The sequence below is a fragment of the Methanosphaera sp. BMS genome (assembly GCF_003268005.1).
Lineage (GTDB): Archaea > Methanobacteriota > Methanobacteria > Methanobacteriales > Methanobacteriaceae > Methanosphaera.
Window position 1 is genome coordinate 396,437 of the sequence record NZ_CP014213.1, and the last position, 21,108, is coordinate 417,544.

Annotated in this window: 7 protein-coding genes; 6 read left to right on the forward strand and 1 reads right to left on the reverse strand. The window is 34.2% G+C overall.

Features of this window, described 5'->3' with window-relative positions; translation table 11 throughout:
* The first annotated feature begins 290 nt into the window (after positions 1-290).
* The 6 genes from AW729_RS01320 to AW729_RS01350 all read left to right on the forward strand — a co-directional run bounded on the left by AW729_RS01320 (position 291) and on the right by AW729_RS01350 (position 20,603).
* On the forward strand, positions 291-2,918 hold the full coding sequence (locus AW729_RS01320) for a C1 family peptidase (RefSeq protein WP_162685720.1): 2,628 nt from the start codon (positions 291-293) through the stop codon (positions 2,916-2,918).
* A gap of 11 nt (positions 2,919-2,929) precedes the next feature.
* A complete protein-coding gene (locus AW729_RS01325; RefSeq protein WP_257791430.1) occupies positions 2,930-4,351 on the forward strand; it encodes a lectin like domain-containing protein in 1,422 nt (473 codons plus the stop codon).
* Between the two features lie 564 nt (positions 4,352-4,915).
* On the forward strand, positions 4,916-12,637 hold the full coding sequence (locus tag AW729_RS01330) for an S-layer family protein (RefSeq protein WP_112123386.1): 7,722 nt from the start codon (positions 4,916-4,918) through the stop codon (positions 12,635-12,637).
* Positions 12,638-14,022: 1,385 nt separating this feature from the next.
* Complete coding sequence (locus tag AW729_RS01335; protein ID WP_112123387.1) at positions 14,023-17,670, forward strand: right-handed parallel beta-helix repeat-containing protein; 3,648 nt, start codon at positions 14,023-14,025, stop codon at positions 17,668-17,670.
* Between the two features lie 581 nt (positions 17,671-18,251).
* The gene (locus tag AW729_RS01345) at positions 18,252-20,021 is read left to right on the forward strand and encodes a DUF2207 domain-containing protein (RefSeq protein ID WP_162685721.1); all 1,770 of its coding nucleotides are present in this window, start codon (positions 18,252-18,254) and stop codon (positions 20,019-20,021) included.
* 276 nt (positions 20,022-20,297) lie between these two features.
* Complete coding sequence (locus tag AW729_RS01350) at positions 20,298-20,603, forward strand: ATP-binding protein (RefSeq protein WP_162685722.1); 306 nt, start codon at positions 20,298-20,300, stop codon at positions 20,601-20,603.
* Positions 20,604-20,636: 33 nt separating this feature from the next.
* Here AW729_RS01350 and AW729_RS01355 read toward each other — a convergent pair whose 3' ends face one another.
* Entirely contained in the window at positions 20,637-21,050 is a 414-nt protein-coding gene (locus AW729_RS01355) for a cyclophilin-like fold protein (RefSeq protein ID WP_112123391.1), read from the reverse strand.
* Positions 21,051-21,108: the final 58 nt, after the last annotated feature.

Here is a 21,108-nt window from a genome sequence, read left to right on the forward strand (position 1 = left end):
AGAAGAATATCACATAGGAATACTTAGAGTCTTATAATCCTCAAGACTCATATGCATTTTTTCAATTATCCAACTAAATCCCTAAAAATAAACACACCCCAATAAACAAAAGAAAATTAAGAATATTTGATAAAAGACGGAATTTAATAAGAATTATTTTAAAAAAAATAGGAAATAATAATCAAATTACATTGAAATTAATGAATTTCATATATGTTAACATTTTTATAAAATGTCTAATAAATACATTCATATGCAGGATTTTGTATAAAATATTTAGGAGGCTTTTTATGAAGAGAAAACTCGTTCCTGTATTAATATTTCTCGTGTTGATCTGTTCGCTTGTTTGTGTAGCTTCAGCAACGGACATGAACAACATTGATGATGGGATTGATTATGAAATCGATTCCCAAGACAATAGTATTGCTAATGAGGTTAGCATTACTGATTTAAATGAAGTAAAAAATCTAAAATCAAATGCCAAGGACTTTTCCAGTGAACGTTCTATTGAAAAAAATACACAGGATAGGTCTAGTCTAAAAGAAGATGAAAATACTGGAACATTCACACAATTATCCGATTTGATAAATCAAACCCAAGAGGGCAGCATTATCGAATTGGATATGGATTATGAATATGACGGTGCTTCAATCGACGGTGTCTATATCAATAAATCAATAACAATTGACGGACACGGATACACATTAAACGGTAAGGATTCCGGTGCAATCATGGACATAAATGCCGGTACGATAGTATTGAAAAATATCATATTCACAAATGCTCGTATTGACAGAGACATTGATGGTGACGTCGGAGCTGCAATTTTTAATGATGCTGATTTAACAGTGATAAACTGTACCTTCACAAATAATTACGCCGGTAACTTGGGCGGTGCAATTTATTCCGGCGGTACATTAGTAGTACTTGATTCAACATTTACAAATAATTCAGCAAAGTATGCAGGTGCAATACGTAACTTTGGGGGTACTCTCAGCATAAGCAATTCAACATTCAGCGAAAACACAGCAGCAATTGGCGGAGCAGTAAATAATCAAGAAGGAGACTGTTACATAAGAAACTCAACATTCGAAAACAATACTTCTATGATAGGTGGAGCAGTATACAACGCTAACTGTATTAATTCCACATTTACCCAGAATTCAGCATCAATTGGTGGTGGAGCATTAGCTGATTGTGATGCAATTAACTGTACATTCATCAATAACAGTGCCCTTGTTGGTGGAGCTATGAGTCATGGAAGTGCAATTGACTGCATATTCATAAACAATACAGCAGAAGAAGGAACTGATAGCTACGATACTGATTTTCCAGGAACATTCGAGGCATTATCCGACTTAATCAACAATACCCAAGAGGGTGGTGTACTTGAATTGGATATGAATTATGGATATTATGGTGGTTCGGTTGACGGTATCATAATCAATAAAACAATAACCATAGATGCAAAAGGACATAGCCTCGATGGAAGGAAACTATCCAGGATATTCACAATCCTTGACGGAAATCTTACATTGAATAATATTACATTAGCAAATGGAATTGACGAGGAAGGATATGCCTCAGCAATATACTCACAAGCAGATAACATAATAACCATTGCCAATTCCACAATCAAAGACAATACAGGATACTATATAATCAACATTGATGGTGGATTTCTTAACATAATAGATAGTGAATTATATGATAATACTCCAGAGTATGTACTTGTAAATGTTCATGGTGACTACAAGAATATAACGATGAATATTACAAATTCAAGATTTGATAATTCTTTAGAGTATAGGGATACATTGGATGTCACTTCAAGAGATTTAAACATAATAAATTGTACATTTGAAGATAAAAGCTTTACCCTTTTTGAGGTTTCATCATTAACTATCGCTAATTCCACATTCAATGGTGATAAGGGGGTTGCTTACATTATATATGCTAACGGATCATTCATCAATAATACTGTTACAGATGGTAGGATAGTTTTTAATGAGGGAAACTTCAACGTCACGGATAATACATTCAACAATACCCGTATAGGCTGTAGCATTTCAACAGTTAACTTTTCAAACAATGAAGTTGTTGAACAAAAAGAAAGCAGTACCGGAGCATTAACTATTGATAATGCAAATATAAGCATAACAGATTCCACTTTCGTTAATAATGCTGCTGAAATATATGGTGGGGCATTATACTTTAATCAAGGAAACCTAAACATATCCAACACAGTCTTTGATAATAACTCTGCCGGAACGGGTGGAGCACTACTGATAATGGATTATGAATCCATAAAAGTAGACAACAACACTTTTAAAAATAATCATGCAACTGTCGGAGGAGCAGTATATTCATTATATGAATTCAATCAAAACAACACATTCATCAATAATTCGGCAAAAACAGGAAATAATGTATATCAGTTCACTACCAAGGATTCAATTGATTCACTAGTATTCAGAAGCAGAAATTACACGCCATTACAAATCAATTATACTGATGAGATAACTGATCTTCCATCATACTATAACCTAAACGATGAGGGTCTTTGTACCCCTGTTAAATATCAGGGAAGAAGTGGTGCATGCGTATCCTTTGGAACATTAGCTGCTCTTGAATCCTCCATATTAAAAGCCAATAATACCATAATGGACTTATCTGAAAATAATATGAAAAATCTGGTTCACAACTACTCAATTTTCGGTAAATACTATAATAGGGTTAAACAAGGAGGAACTTATAATGATATAATATACTATCTTACAAGCTGGTTAGGCCCTGTCCTGGAAAGTGAAGATGAATTTGATGATAACAGTATCTTCTCACCAAGATATGATACCATATTGCCAGTTCAAAATGTAGCATTCATAGGGGACGATGATATACTCCTGATATTTCATTAATCAAAACATCCATAATAAAATATGGTGGGCTTATGATAGCAGTGGATTTAAACGCCAGTAGTGAAAATGATTATAAGCAATATAAAAAGTATACAGGTTCACCAGATCACTTTGTATGTATCATCGGATGGGATGATGAGATGGAGATTCCAAATGCTCCGGATAAAGGTGCATGGATTGTGAAAAATAGTTATGGTGAAGAGTGGGGATATGACGGATACTTCTATCTTTCATATTATGATGAAACATATGACAATGGAATAGACGTTGGAAGTGTGTTAGACTTACTTGATTTTAGACATTATGACGCCAGTGCAATAATATTCAATGACACGGACAAATATGATAAAAACTATCAATACGAGCTGGGATTATCCACATTCTTTAACAACGAAACAAACTACTCATGGTATAAAAATACATTCTATTCAACCGAGGAGGAAACACTTGCAGGAATATCCACCTACTTCGAAAAGCCGACCGACTGGCAGTTATACATATACCTAAACGATGAATTAACACTAACACAAAGCGGTACAAACAATGCCGGCTACTACACTATCAAACTCGACGAATACATACCACTACAAAAGGATGACAAATTTGAAGCAGTCTTCAAAATACTAACACCAGAAACCGCAATACCAGTATCCATAAAGGGCGACTTCATCTATGGAATCTACCATGAAAACCTATCCTATATCAGTACTGACGGAGAAAACTGGCAAGATCTGGCAAATATGACATGGAAGACATCAATATTTAGAACGATAAACTCACAGGTAGCATGTATCAAGGCATTCACAATACTGCCAACAAACACACTAAAAGTAGATACAACCGAATTTACGATAGGTCAGCCAGCAACAATACAGGCAAGCATATACTACGGCAGTCAAATAAACACGACCATAAACAAGGGAAAAATCACATTCAAGGTAAACGGTAAAACACTTAAGGACGCTGACGGTAAGGTAATCTACGCTAAGGTAGTAAACGGTACGGCTGTAATCGAAGATTATGTTGTACCAAGTGATTGGGCAAAAGAAAACACGACCATACAGGCGGTATACTCAGGTTCAAGTGATGTTGCAAAGATGACTAGCGATAAAGAAACAGTCACAATCAACGCCGAAGAAACGACAATCACCACATATGACGTCACAGCTTCTATAGGTGACGAGGTTAAACTCACTGCGACAATCAACTCACCAAATACGATAAACACCGGAAAAATCGTGTTCAAAATCAATGGTAAAACAGTTAAAGACTCTAACGGCAAAGTAATCTATGCCAAAGTCGTCAACAATCAGGTAGTAGTAAATTACACAGTGCCTGCGGATATGAAAGCTAAAAGTTATAATCTTACAGCCGTTTTCATATCATCGGAGTATGAACGTATTGAAGATACGAAGACCTTAACAGTGATATAAAATAAATTAAGAAGAAAAGGATATGATTACTTTAATTTCTTAATTTTCTTTTATTCACCTTTCTTTTATCTATAATCCATAAAAAAAGTTGTGGTGAATAAAAACATGGATTTAACACGTCTTAACCTCCTCTTTCCTTCTTTTTTATTAGCAATCTGATACTACTATTAAATTGATAGACTAAACTGTTTTATATTTATTAACATAAGAAATATTCAAACAAACTAAACTACGAAGATTAAAAACCATCAAATGATATAAGGATAATATACATTTACCATTACCACCTACACCCCCTTTTTTTAATAACACCATGTGTATCCCATTTTAATCATTATATAACAGAAAACATGTTAAAAGCCGAAAATAAAAATAACCACCCCTCTGAGAAAATAAAACAATAACAAGCATACAAAACTCAACGAAAAATACAAATATTTAATATGAATAATATCAAAATCTAATATCATATAATACCTAAATAAAATGTTTAGTTTTAATGAAAACATTTTATACTATGTTATTATGAAAATTATCAAAAAATAATATGCCAGGTTGATAAAAATGGAGAAGACCAAAGTGATTCTGCTACTAGCCGTACTGCTAGTACTACTAGTAGGAGCTGTAAGTGCAAGTGATGTGTCAAATGATACACTAGGTGCAGATGCACCTGAAAGTATAGCTACGGATACACCAGCATATGAAGAAGTAGCAGTACAAAAACAAGCTACGCCAGAAATGGATGTGCAGAAAAACACAGTAAAAAGTAATGAAAAATTACAAGATGAGAAAACTCTCAAAACAGCATCATCATATGATGTAACTACCTATCAGGAATTGCATGATGCATTAACAAATTTGGATGATGAATATATAACAGTCAATATTAAAGATAACATAAAACTTAACGGTACCATAATGGTTGAAGCTATAGATGTTACTTCTCCTATATATGTAACTATCAACGGAGAAGGAAAAACGATAGATGGAGACCATAAACACTACTTCATGAATATACATTCACCACTGCTGGAAGTTACTATAAACAACCTCACAATCAACAACTGTACTGGTGCTCCTTCTCTAGTTGATGGTTCTCAATTAACTGCCGGTGGAGCAATCAGAAATTATGCTACTTTAACCGTAAACAACACACGATTTGAGGGCAACAATGCTGAATTGTATGGTGGGGCAATTTGGAATCATGATACTTTAATTGTCGATAACAGTGAATTCAACAACAACACTGTACATGCTGATAACTTCGGATCCAACAATGGAGTTGGACAAGGTGGAGCAATTTATGGAGGTTTTGTAATCGTCAACAACACACGATTTGCCAGCAACAATGCAGAGGGTGGTGGAGCAATCTTTATTGATTCTGGTAATTTAACTGTGGATAACACAGAATTTACGGGCAACCATGCAGAAATGGGTGGTGGAGCAATCTACATTGGCAGTACTTCAACCGTAACTAACACGGTATTCAACAACAATACCGCAGAGAGGTTGGGTGGAGCAATCAATAATGGTGGTACTTTAATTGTAGATAACACAGAATTTACCAACAACAATGCACATGGATTATATATAGAATATGATGAGATAGTTGGTGGTTATATGATGAGTGGTGGTTATGGTGGAGCAATCAGCAATGCCGGTACTGGTAATTTAACCGTGAATAACACAGTATTTACGGGCAACCACGCAGATAATTATGGTGGAGCAATTGACACTACAGCATATAGTAATTTAACCGTGACTAATACACGATTCAACAACAACCACGCAGACTGGTGGGGTGGAGCAATATACTACACTAATGCTAGCGAACCCTCCGGATTAGGGGAATTCCATCCTCATGAGATTGGTAGTTATAATATTGCAGACACAACCTTTTATAATAATACTCCGGCAAACTTCATCATAAACCAAGATAACTATATAGACCTGGAAGAAAATGCTAATTACATTAACGTTAGCAATATGGCTATAATAGTAGATGGTGAAGAAATATACAATGGCCCACTCTATATAGACGGGGGAAATGGCCCGGAGCGAATAGCTTATTGTGATATTCCCGAAGGTAATCATTTTGTTAAACTAATAGTCAACGGTACAAATATAATCAATAATGAATACATACTCTCAGATACGATAGACGTAACCTATCAGGGTTTAATAGAGGTAATAGAAGAAGCAACAACGGATATAACTATTAAACTAAAAGATGATGTATCATATAATGTACTAGAAACAATCACATTGGATAAGCCGGGCATAACCATTACAATTGATGGTAATGGACAAACGATAAATGGAATGCAAAAACAGGTATTTCATATTAATAGTGGATCTTCATTAGTTCTGAATAATATCACAATAACAAACGGCCAAGCAAATATGGGAGGAGCAATATACAATGAGGGAACACTTATAATCATCAACTCCACACTATCAGACAACAATGCAACTTTGGGAGGAGCAATAGAAAACAATTATGGAAATTTAACCATCACAGGCTCTACACTAGAAAACAACCAAGTAACATCAATAGTAGGAGATACATTTGAGGCTTATGCCCGTGGAGGAGCAATATACAACTTGTATGGAAATGTAACTATCACAAACACAACAATAAACAATAACCAAGCAACAGCAACAGGAGAAGACGTAACTGCTAATGCTCATGGGGGAGCAATATCCAACTTGTATGGAACTGTAACTATCACAGACTCCACACTAGAAAATAACCAGGCAACCGCTACAGCAACAGGAAACTGGGATGTAGCTGCTAATGCTTTTGGAGGAGCGATATTCAATACCGGAACTTTAACCGTCACCGACTCCACAATAGAAAATAACCAGGCAACCGCTACAGCAACATCAACAGAAGAATATATAACTGTTAAGGCTAATGCTCTTGGAGGAGCAATATACAATACTGATACTTTAACCATAACAGAATCCGCAATAGAAAACAATAAAGCAACAACAACGGTATCAGCAACAGGATATGATGTAACTGTTGATGATAATACTAGTGGAGGAGTAATATACAATGATGAGGATAATTATAATATTACAGACACGATATTTTATAAAAATAGTCCGGCAAACTTCATCATAAACGAAACAACAAAGAACATACAACTGGTAAATAATGATAATTACATTTCTATTGTTAACTTCACTATCATAGCTGACGGTAAAGAAATAGGAAATGGTAGTTGTGTAGAAAATCTAACACAGTTTACAATACTGGATGAATATAAAAACGTTGAAATAGTCATTAACGGTACAGATGAGAAAACATTGAATAACAGGTACATACTTAGAGGATATAGTACTGAAGTACATAATTACACGCAATTAGTAAAGGCAATAGAAAAAGCTCAACGTGAAAATTATGATAGTTACATAATCAACTTACTGGAAGGGGATTATAATGCAACAGCCACTATATGCTGGAATAATTCAGCTACAAGAAACATCACCATAAAGGGTAATGGAGTGACACTCAACGGACTAGACAGATACCAATTCATCAAGATAGGAAATGGTCACAGCCTAACACTAGAAAACATCATCATTACAAACTACACGGCAGGAACTGGTGGAGCAATCTACAATGAAGGTAATTTAACAGTGACTGACTCACGATTTGAAGACAACAACGCAAACTTTGCTGGAGCAATCTACAACTACAATGCTAATTTAAGCTTGACAGGTACAGAATTTAAAGACAACAACGCAAAAGGGTATGGTGGTGCTATCTTCAATAGCTACTATGCTAATTTAACCGTGACGGACACACGATTTAAAGACAACAATGCAGGGAGTAATGGTGGAGCAATTTACAATTACTGGTATTGTACTTTAACTGTGACTGACTCACGATTTGAAGACAACAACGCAAACTTTGGTGGAGCAATCGACAATCATTTGAGTACTTTGACCGTGACGGATACACAATTTGCAGACAACAATGCAACATATTATGGTGGTGCTATCTACAATACCTATTATAGTTATTTAGCCGTGACAGGCACACGCTTTGTACATAACAACGCTGAACGTGGTGGAGCAATCGATAATTGTGTGGATAGTACTTTAACAGTGACCGGCACACAATTTGCAGACAACAACGCAAGCAGTGGTGGAGCAATCTTTAATAACCAGAGTACTATTGAAGAAATTACTAATACGTTATTCTACAATAATACCCCGGTAAACTTCATCATAAATCAGACGACAGGAAACATACAACTAGTAGAAAATGATGATTACATTACCCTTAGCAAAGTTACACTAATAGTAGATGGTGAAGAAGTATTAAATAATATTGATGCTGCACAGTTAAGTACTTATACACTTCCAGAGGGTAATCATCTTGTTAAACTAATATTTAACGGTACAAATACAACCAATAATGAATATATAATATCAGATTCAATAGACATAACGGATTATGATGCTTTAGTAGCCACAGTAGCAATAGCCAAAGAGAGTCAATATTTCAATATGATAATTAACCTACGGCCAGAAGGAAACTACAATGCAACAGCCAGTATAGACTGGAGTAATTCAGCTACCCGGAATATCCTCATAAACGGTAATGGAGTGACACTCGACGGACTAGACAGATACCAATTCATCAAGATAGGAATGGATCACAACCTAACACTAGAAAACATCACAATAACAAACTACACAGCAGAAGATGGTGGAGCAATATACAACTATGGTACTTTAACCCTGACCGACACACAATTTGCCAACAACTATGCAGATTATGGTGGAGCAATCTACAATGAGGGTATTTTAACCGTGACTGGCACTCAATTTACGGGCAACCATGCTGGAAGTATTGGTGGAGCAATCTACAACTACCATGGTATTTTAACCGTGACTGGCAGTCAATTTGCAGGCAACAATGCAACATATAATGGTGGAGCAATCCATACTGAAGTTGGTACTTTAACCGTGACAGACACAGAATTTACAAACAATAATGCAAGTACTATTGGTGGAGCAATTGACAATAGTGGTAGTACTTTAACCGTGACCGGCACACAATTTACAGGCAACAACGCAAATAATAATGGTGGAGCAATCTACAACTACCATGCTACTTTAACCGTGAACAACACACAATTCACGGGTAACCACGCAATGGGTGGTGGAGCAATTGACAATAGTGGTGGTATCTTAACCGTGACCGACACACAATTTACCAAAAACAACGCATCATATTCTGGTGGAGCAATTGACAATATCTGGCATAGTACTTTAACCGTGACTGACACACAATTCACGGGCAACAACGCATCATATGGTGGAGCAATCAATAATTACTTCAATAGTACTATAACCGTGACTGGCACACAATTTGCAGACAACAACGCAAACAGTTATGGTGGAGCAATCTACAATTACTACAATAGTACTTTAACCGTGACTGGCACACAATTTGCCAAAAACAACGCATCAAATGGTGGTGCAATTCACAATGACTTCTATAGTAATTCAACTGTGATTAACACGCAATTTGCCAAAAACAGCGCAAGCAATGTTGGTGGAGCAATATGTAATAACCAGTCAAGTAATTTAACCGTTAACAATTCAGTACTAGAATACAATAACGCAACAAGTGGTGGAGCAATCTACAACGATAATAGTATTGCTAGTATAGGATACAATTACTTCATAGCAAACACTGCACAGATGACTGGAAATGCCATAATAAACGAGGGAGCCGCCACAATAGAAAACAATGAAGGTGATAAAACCACCAAGTATAGCGGAACAATATACACAAACTCAACCCTTCAAGTGACAATAAAAAACAATAAGTTCTATGACAAATACAACACCAACATCAACATAACCACAAATAACAGTAATCCTACAGTACATTATAAGATAAACTTAACATTCACATTAAAGGACATGTTTGATGAACCAATAGCCCAACAAAACATCACCATCATCATAGATCACACATACAACATAACAACAAACGATGAAGGAATAACAACGATGGAATACACAGTTAAAAGTAATGAAACAGTAGTTACTGCAACATACCCCGGTAACGACAAGTATAGTACAAACACCACGATATTACGTATTACGGCCCAGAAATTAGACACACAACTCAAAGTAGATGACGTGGATACAAAAGTAGGAAAAGTATTCACGATAACCGGAACACTACTAACGGATGGTAAACCAGTACCAGAAGAAACTGTAAAGATAACCGTTAATGGCTCAACAAAACCTGCAATCACAAACAAAGAGGGAAAATTCAACACAACATTCACACTACAAGAGATGGGAGAATACAATATAACCGCAGTATTTGCTGAAACAGGTGCATATAATCCATCAACCAACAACACGGCAAAAATAAATGCAACAAAGACCGACACAAAACTAACACTAAAAGTATCCAACATAACACCCGTAAACAGCACTCCAATAAATATTACAGCAACACTAACAGATACAAACGGTAACAAGCTAGCAAATCAAAATGTTATAATAACTGTTGCCGGTAAAACATACACGGTAAAAACAAATGCTAACGGAACAGCCATACAAAGCTACACGCCAACCAGGCTAGAAAAACAGACAATAACAGCAACTTACAAAGGAGACAATAAGTATATTAACAGTACTGCAACAGACAACATAACAGTCAAGAAAATCAACACGAAACTGGTAGTTAAAACATCCAATAGTACTCCTATTAACAATACACAAGTAAACATTACAGCTACCCTCACGGATGCAAATGGTAACAAACTATCTAATCAGAATGTTACAATAACCATTTCAGGTAAAACATTCACGGTAAAAACAGATACTAATGGTGTGGCAACAAAAGCATACACGCCAACAACCTTGGGAAAACAAAACATAACCGCTACCTATAAAGGTGATAGCAAGTATGTAAACAGTACTGCAACAACCAGTATAACAGTCAAGAAAATTAACACGAAAATAACGCTACAGGCATCCAACACGACACCGATAAACAATACACCAATAACTATTACAGCTACGCTCACAGATGCTAGTGGTAACAAGTTATCCGGTCAGAACATAATCCTAAACATCAACGGTAAAAACTACACGGTAAAAACGGATAGTAACGGTACTGTTACTAAATCTTACACTCCTACGGTGGTAGAATCACAAACAATAACAGCTACCTATAATGGAAACAGCATGTACAACAACACGACAAAATCAGTGAAGATAACCGTGAAAAACAAGATAAAAACCAAGACCACAGTCACTCCGGTCACAGGTGTCATAGGAGAGAAAGTAACAATCAAGGCAACGGTAACCGATACAAACGGAGGTAAGGTAAACGAGGGAAATCTTATCTTCAAGGTAAACGGTGTTACTATCAAGGATAACGGCAAACTTACAGGCTCATCCAACCCACTTAAGATTAAAGTGGTAAACGGTGTTGCTACGGCTACTATCATACCGGATATAAACATGACCAACGCCAAAAACATTATCGCTTCATACATCGGTACAACGATATATAATGCATCCATAAGCAGTCCCGCTAGTATAAATATATCAAAACGAAACGCCAGTATAGAAGTAAGCATTAACAAGAAGATAATCAAACAGGGACAGGTACTCACTATAACCGCTAAAATATATGACACAACAGGCGGCAAGAAGACAACCAACATCACAAAGTACCAGGATGAATATGTCTACTTCAAAGTAAATGGCATAACTTTAAAGGATGCTGATGGCAACATGCTTAAAGTCAAGATAGTTAACGGCACAGCAACGGTAAACTACACCATACCACTGGGAATATCATGCGTAACTGATATGCAAACATTAACACCAAAAAATCACACCATACAGGTAGGACTCTACAACAAAAACTACCAGAACATCATGACAAAAACACCAACCTTCCAAGTGGAAAGATCAAATATTACAATAAACCTATCCAACGCTACAATAAACAACAAGACACACACATTATCCATGAAAATCACAATCAAAGACTATCTCGGCAATGTAGTGGCCGGTCCTAACAAGTGTATTATAAAAGTAAATGGTGTAACACTCAAAAATGGTACGAACGTACAATACTACTACACAACCGATGGAGTCTTAGACCTTAAAAACATACCGGTACCTCAATCTAAAAACTACACCAGCATAGAGGTCATTACACAGGACAGACTGGCATACAACTCACAGAGAAACACTACAAAGGTTATTATAATAACGAACTAACCTTCCCTCTATTCTTATTTTTTTGTTAATTATTATCCAATTTATGAATCTTAAAAAATCTTTTTAATTGTATATTTAAAGAAATGATTATGTATATTATTATTTATAACTAACAAATAATATTGCATTCTGTAGACCTTCAGATATTGAATAAAGATATTATTTGGATTTTTACAGGTGTGTTCTTTCTTATTTTCTTGTTGTATATAAAGGTTGCATGAGTTGATTGATTAATCATGTGCCATTTTCCATATTCATCTGATATTTTCAAGCGTAGTTTATGTAATCGTGTAACTGTTTCATATCTATTTATAATCAAGTTTCTGTGTCCAAAAAAGATATTGAATCGTTACATCAACCAAAGAAATAATAGTCAAAATACAAAATGAAACATAATATTGGCAAAATAATTGTCAGGTTCTTTAGCATGATTTCTTTCTAAATAATCTTGACGTAAGATAATATTGGATTTAGCTTCTTCAAATAACTAATGTACTTGAGCTGTATGTTATGAAAGTGGCACGTACTGTTCTGAAGAGGAGAAGAAAGCTAACTGTCTAACTTATCCGATATAACTCATTATCACCACATTTTTTGTTGTATAGCCTTAATTCAACAGTTAACTTTCAAATTTATATATCTATTGCCTGATATTAGAATATGGCTTATTGTAAATTTAAATCCATATTAATTAACATGTGGTATAAAATTATAATGATTTAAGTTTACACATGCATGATTGTTATGGGTTATCAAATCAATACCTGTAAAAATGTCTTTATTTTTATTGTCAAATTAATAATTAAATCTAAAGCTGCTATAATTTATGTAATGATTGTATATGGATGTGTTAATTATTGGATTGGGGTATATTAGTCTATTAAAACTGTATATTATTATTCATTAATTCTTTATTTTCATGAAATAGGGTTTGAATTATATGTAATTGTATAATCTGATGTTTAATGGTTTATAATTGGATGTTCTAATAGTATATGATTTTTTAATAACTTTTATTTTTCAAAAATACTTGATTTTTTATAGAATAATTATATTAATTGTTAAAAACATATATTTAATTGGTTTGTTTGATTATTAAATAAATAAAATTAAATAATAATATTTTTAAATTATTTATCTTTTCTTAAAAAAAAGGATATGTGAAAAATGCTTTTTTGATAAATGGTATTATTTCATAATAAGGATTATATCACATTCATTTAATCACAATAAGCCAATAACATCTTAATATATAAATTGAACTATTAACTATTCCAGTATATTCTTATCTACTGGGGTGTTTTAGTATCACTTGTATGACCTATACACGTGGTTATACAATAATTATCGGTTTTTTATATTAAGTATAGAATAAGGAGAAAATTATGTTTAAAAGAAAATACTTAATTGTTTTTCTTACATTGCTCTTTGCTTTTATGAGTGTAGCTGTGGCCGCTGATGCTAATGATTCAACAGTTGACACAACTGTTATATCAGATGATGTTCCAACGGCTATCTCAAACGTACAGGAGCAGACAACTGTAAGTGAAAATAATATAATAACAAAAGAAACAAGGAATTTAAAACAGGATCCGACACCAATAATCGTTAATTCAGAAGCAGATTTTAATAATCTGTTTGATTCTGACGGTTATTTAACTGGTGTAACGGATGGTTCAACAATTAAAATTAATGCCGACATTTCAAAAAATGACAAATCATATATTATTAACAAGGCCATTAATTTAACAAGTGATAACAATAACACAATAGATTTAAATACTTCTATGGGATATAATCTTCCCAACAGTCAGTTACATTATACGTCATTTAACTTTGTAGCAGGAGCTGCCGGCTCCAACATCACGAACATACATTTCCATAACACTGAAATATATGTAAACAATACAAACAGTATTGTATTTGATGGTGTTAGTGTTACCGTTACAGATAATAGTGTAGGTACAGAAGTAGGAATAATGTCAATACGTGATGATTCAACCAATATCACAGTTAAAAACAGTTATTTCAATACAAACAATAATGGTGGATACAGCACATTAGTGCTTGCCGGAACCAGTTATTCAACAATAGATAATAACACCATAATTGGAAGTGGAACTGTTGGTAATTTACTGTATTTAACCACATACAATGTAGCAAATATAGCAGAGGATGATATTGAATTAAATTCATATAACAATATAACAAATAACACTATAACCGGTCCAAGTACAGCATCCGGCATCTGCTATGGTATTGCATTAACAGGTCATGACAACCTCATAGCAAACAATATTGTTAACATGGCTGGTCAGGGTATAACAACCCAATGGGCTTATACCGATCCTGCAACTCCGGAAATAGGTAACAATAGTGAACGATATAAAGGAAACAATTATACTAACAATACAATAAATGGTGGTGCGTTATTCAAGGCAACCAATAACAGTACTATTGAAAACAACACATTTACGGGTACCGTTACAAGTGGTGCTAACTCAACACTAACTAACAATACAATTACTAAAAAAGTTACTGCTCAGACCGGTTCATCATTATACAATAACACTATATTTAATGGCGTGTTAATAAATGGTCAAAATGTTCGATTAATTGACAATAATATCAGCAAAACAGTCAATACGACATATGATAATATATACATAGAATATAATCACATTTGTGGTAAAATTAAAGTACCGACAACCACAACAAATGTTACCGTACAAAACAATATCTACTGTAAAGATACTATTTCCGGCAATCCAACCATATTTGTCAATAACACTCATTGTACTGGCAGTTGTACAGCAAATACATGTGGATGTAGTCATGATACACCTAATTCCATGGGAAATCTAAAAGGTGCTGGTCAAATAATTGAAATTACTAGTGATAATATATATGAGTACTTTGAATTTGATGATGAAGAATTTTATATGCCACGTTCAATACAAAATCGTAATGCGGGTAATACATTTATATTTGATCAATCAGCATTTGATGAAATGAAACAGGCTGATTATGTGACGTTAAGCTGTCCTAATGCAACATTTACCGCTAAGGATAATCCTACCTTTAACACAATATTATTCATCACAGATACTCCAAATTACATTGGAAATTTCACTGTTAAATATAATAAAAATAAAGATCATTACTATGCAGGAGTTATGTATTTAAGCGGTGGAATGACTAAAAAAGAGATGCCATGTGTTATAGAAAACATTACGGTAACGGTAGATTATGATTTCGACTTACCTGATGAAACCATTAGGATGATTGTAATTCAATGTGATAAAGACCCATCTCATATAGCTTATGATGAGGATGGAAATCCATATCTATTGGAATATGTAATTAGAAACTCAAATATTAACATGAATATACCTTCTGATGATATAAACTGGGAAGGAAGTGCTAAACCTATTATCATACCTATAGAATTAGTATCTACTGTACAGGGAAATACCGGTAATGATACAGGTAAAAACTGCATTATTGAAAATAACAATATTACACTAAATGAATCAGAATACTATGGTAACTATTCAACAATATGGTCCATATTCAACTGTAAAAACAATACAAAAATACTTAACAACAATATGTACATGAGTGGAGAAAAATATCTGTATGCAATAGAAAATGCCGCATCCAACACCACAATATCAGGTAACAACATTGTAGTCAACGGTACACACTACACTGCAGGTGTATATATAACCGGATTAAATATGCAGAATAACACTGTAGAAAACAATAATATTACACTATACTCAGGTTACGGACATGCAGGAACCAATGGTAAAGAAGAAGACAGCGGATATGCAGTTGTAATTGAGGACAGAGGATATGGCGGAAAAACATATGATGAAAACAAGGGAAGTGCAGTATACAACAACAAAATACTAAACAACAACATCACCACATACGGTAATAACCCATACAGTATAGAACACTTCGGTGGAAAAAACACTACAATAGCAGGAAACAACATAACAGCACATGGATACAACCCAACAGGTATAGCACTCACAGGAGTAAATGTAACCATAGAAAACAACACCATAAAATCATATGCACTTACCAACATAACCGGTGGAACAGTAGACTACTTCCCTGCAGTAAGTACAGGAGTATTACTCCAATGGTCCAAAAACACAACTCTAAACAACAATGTTATAGAAGTGGAAAACGGAACAGGAGTCACCGCAAACAAATATACAGAACTTTACATAATAAACAACAACATTACAACGACAGATGACTATGCAGTTGCACTATATGGAGTGGTAGATGCATCAGTTACTGAGAATACCCTCATTGCAAGAAGCCTAAAGGGTGATGCTGCAGTAAACGATGATGATGGAACAGGCAATATCATCCAGGACAATCAGCCTGCAGAACCTGTCAAGGAATACTCACTTCAGATAGACACTACAGAATTTACACAAGGTACAAATGCAACAATCACGGCAAGCATATACTACGGTGAGGATATAGCAACAGACATCAACAAAGGAAAAATATCATTCAAGGTAAACGGCAAAACATTAAAAGACGCTAACGGCAAGGTAATCTATGCCAAAGTGGTAAACGGTACAGCAATAATAGAAAACTACCAAATACCGGATACATGGACCAATAAAACAGTAATACAGGCAATATACTCAGGATCAAATCAATTGGAAAAAATGACAAGTGAAAAAACAAACATAACAGTAACATCAAAAGAATTAACATTAACTACTAGTGACGTCACTGCAACAGCCGGTTCAACAGTTACACTCACGGCAACTCTAAGCGACAATACGATTAATATTGGTAAAGTAGTCTTCAAAGTTAACGGTAAATCAATCAAAGATGCTAACGGTAAGGTAATATATGCTAAAGTAGCCAATGGTCAAGTAAGTGTAGAATACACATTACCTGAAGATATGAAGGCTAAAGATTACAATATTACTGCAGTATTCCTATCACCAGATTATGAACGCATAGAAGATACTAAGACATTGACTGTCAATTAGTTTAAATTCATTTATTATCATGTGGAGATTAGATTCTCCACTGATACTTTTTTTTTAAATAAAAAATTATTGATTTAAATAACTCAATTCTAGAAATAAAAACAAATTATTTTTAATATAAGAAACATTTTAAGAATTTATTTAATCCTCGCCTCCGTTGAGTGCTGGTTACCACTATCCGGTTAAATATTTTTTACATTTAAAATTATTGGAAATTATATTAACTGCCTGTAACCATATTAAATATTAATCTACTATGTACTGGATAGTAATAAGAATACAAAAAAAACTTATTAATGATATTTTTCATTATACTGTATTTGTTGCTGCCGGTAACACAGGCATCTCATGGAAATTATTTAATTTCATCTTTAATGAGGATAGGATAGTTAATGATGATTGTTCATCGATGATTATTAAATTAATCCTTTTTTTTTTAGATGGGAGTAAGTATCAGGTATTTCCAAGATTATTTAAAGGTTCCCAAAAAGCATATATAATAAATTGAACACTTAACACAGTAACTTCAACAGGACTAATGAATAAAAAGGAGGATGCCAAGAGTATATGGGGGGATAAATATGAATGCCAAGAAGCTGATAATAATATTATTAATTCTTATGATGCTATCCATACCAATAACCTTTGCCAAAAATGGGGATTATACTGTTCCATCAGTGGTTAAGGATATAACGGTAGAAAAGGATGGATCAACGGTTATCACAGAAAAAATAGTTTATGAGATTGAAGGAAGTGTTAATGGAGTATTCAGGGATATTCCATTAAAGGATAATCAGTCAGTCATTAACATTTCCGTTAAAACACCCGGTTATTATAACAAGCTGGATATAGAAAGGAATGATTCCAATGTGAAAATGAAGGTATGGCTCTACAATGATGAGGCCAAAACCCAGAAGACAAACAATGAGAAGGTAGAGGTAACCTATAAGTATACGATAACTAAAGGTTTAAAGATATATAATGATATTGCCGAACTGCAGTACATGACATGGGGAAATGACTGGAATACAAATGTAGACCATATGGAATCCAATATTCACATACCATGCACCAAGGATGATGTTGAATACTGGAACAACCCGGAAACCTATGTCACCTCAAGTGAGTGGACAAGCACTGATACATTAACGACAAAACTGGATAATATTTCTTCAAAGACTTCATTCGAGCAGAGACTGCTAATGCCAAAGGACTACTTTGAAAATGCGACAAATGCTCAGATAATAAATATTAATGCAAAGGATTTAATAGAACAGAATCAGAGGGAGTACAAGCAGCAAAACGATTTTAACGCTACTGTATCAACGATATACAAGATATTTATTGGACTGCTTTGTCTTATACCATTTGGGGTATATTTGAAATATGGCCGGGAACCCAAAATTGATTATGATGCCGAGTATGAATATGATGTTCCATCGGATGAATCACCGGTACAGGTCAATGCCATAATGGTCGGTGATGTTGGTGAGGTGGATATCGACGCGATACCTGCGACAATACTGGACTTAATAGATAGAAAGTATTACAGGATAGTATTGAATGACCAGACAAGTACGATTATAAGACGAACAGATAAGGATGCATCAGATTTAAGGGAATATGAAAAATCAATAATAGCGTACCTGTCAAAGTATGAAGAAAACGGTGACATATCAATCGGGGAGTTTGGAAAAAAATCAAATAGGTCTGATTTCAGGTCGTTCATGTTCAAGTGGCTTAAAGATGCAAAAGAGGAGGTAGCTTCAGAGTCTGTTATTGAAAAATATTTCGATAATAGTGGAAATAGGATTTTTAGGATATTGGCTCTAGCATTCATGTTATTTATTCCACTATCCCTGATATTTGTATTGCTGAGGGTAATACCAATTCGTGTCAGCCCATTTTACATATACTCCTTATTACTATTGTTTGTAATGGCAATAATAATAATTATTCTACCAAACACTCTTGGTGGAAGATGGACAAGAGAAGGAAAAGAAAAACATGAAAAATGGAAGAATTTCAAGAAATACATTAAGGATTACAGTCTAATCGAGGAAAGACCACCTGCATCGGTACAGGTGTGGGGAAGATATCTTGTATATGCGGCGGCACTTGGATGTGCAGATGAAGTAACCAGGAACATGAAACAATACCTGAACTCACATGACGTATCAGAGGACTACTTCAGCCAATCAAGTGCAGTATCATTTGCATATTACAACGGATTTGCACATGTCGAAAGTTCAGTAAACACATTTGCACGTACAGATTCCGACTCCGGCATTTCAGGAATAGGAAGTGCTGGAAGTGGAGGATTCGGTGGTGGAGGAGGTGGAACCTTCTAAAACCACTATTAATTCTTTAATTAAACTTTTTTTAGGTGATTATTTTCATAATTTCCTTTTCTTTTTATTATGATGTTAACATTAATGATTTCATTATGTGAATCGTATACTTTTTTAGTCATATATCTTCAACAAATTAATAACATTTATGTGGAGTTAAATTATTTCATGTTGTCAATATTCATTTTTCTTCTTTAAATTTTTAAGTAAACTAGTAATAATAGCACATTAGTACAGGAATATCTAAAAGAATACAAAGTGGCAACACAGGTTAGCATGGTAATTGAGGAAATACTGGTAAATATAATAAACTTAAATGATAACGTGGATGTGATTGATGTAATAGTAAAAATAAAAGATGAACATATACTCGTATCAGTCAAAGACTCCGGTATAGAATATAATCCAATAATTAAACAAGATAACTTAAAATTTGATAACATTAGTGTATTAAATAAAATAGCAGATAATATAGATTATTCAAGGGTTCTGGGATTGAATAGTACTGTTATTGTATCAAGGCATTCGATAATGAAAATATTGCCGTTTTATTTTAAAATAAAAAATTTAAAGAAAAAATAGAAAATAATGGTGCTTTTAAGTATTAATAGCCGACTATTTTTTAACAAACTTCACCTTCACTTTGTCATTTTCCGGCTTTTTGAAATTCTTCACATGCCCGATACGCGTATACTCATATGATGTGTTAAATGATTCATAAAAAACCACGATGCAATCATCACCGTATAGCATCAAATCACCACTGTTAATCTGATTAACCTTTTCAGGTTTTGACGTTAAGGTAGTATTCAGGCTAACGAATTTCTCATTTGAATTCAAGTCATCAATGTCCACTTCAAGTGGCAGCAAATCCAGAAATGCCTTTGTCGTTGGATTATCCTCCAGTTCAACATCATATTCCGCCTCATCTGTTATCAGTTTAACGCTATCTGTGGTATTGTCCGCATAGGTTGAAGTGGAAAAAAGCATTGAAAGCAATACTATAAATAAAATGTAATGATATTTCATATTACTCCTCCGTTAATTGATAGCTTTGTAATTAATCAATCATAAAATTATCCATTAA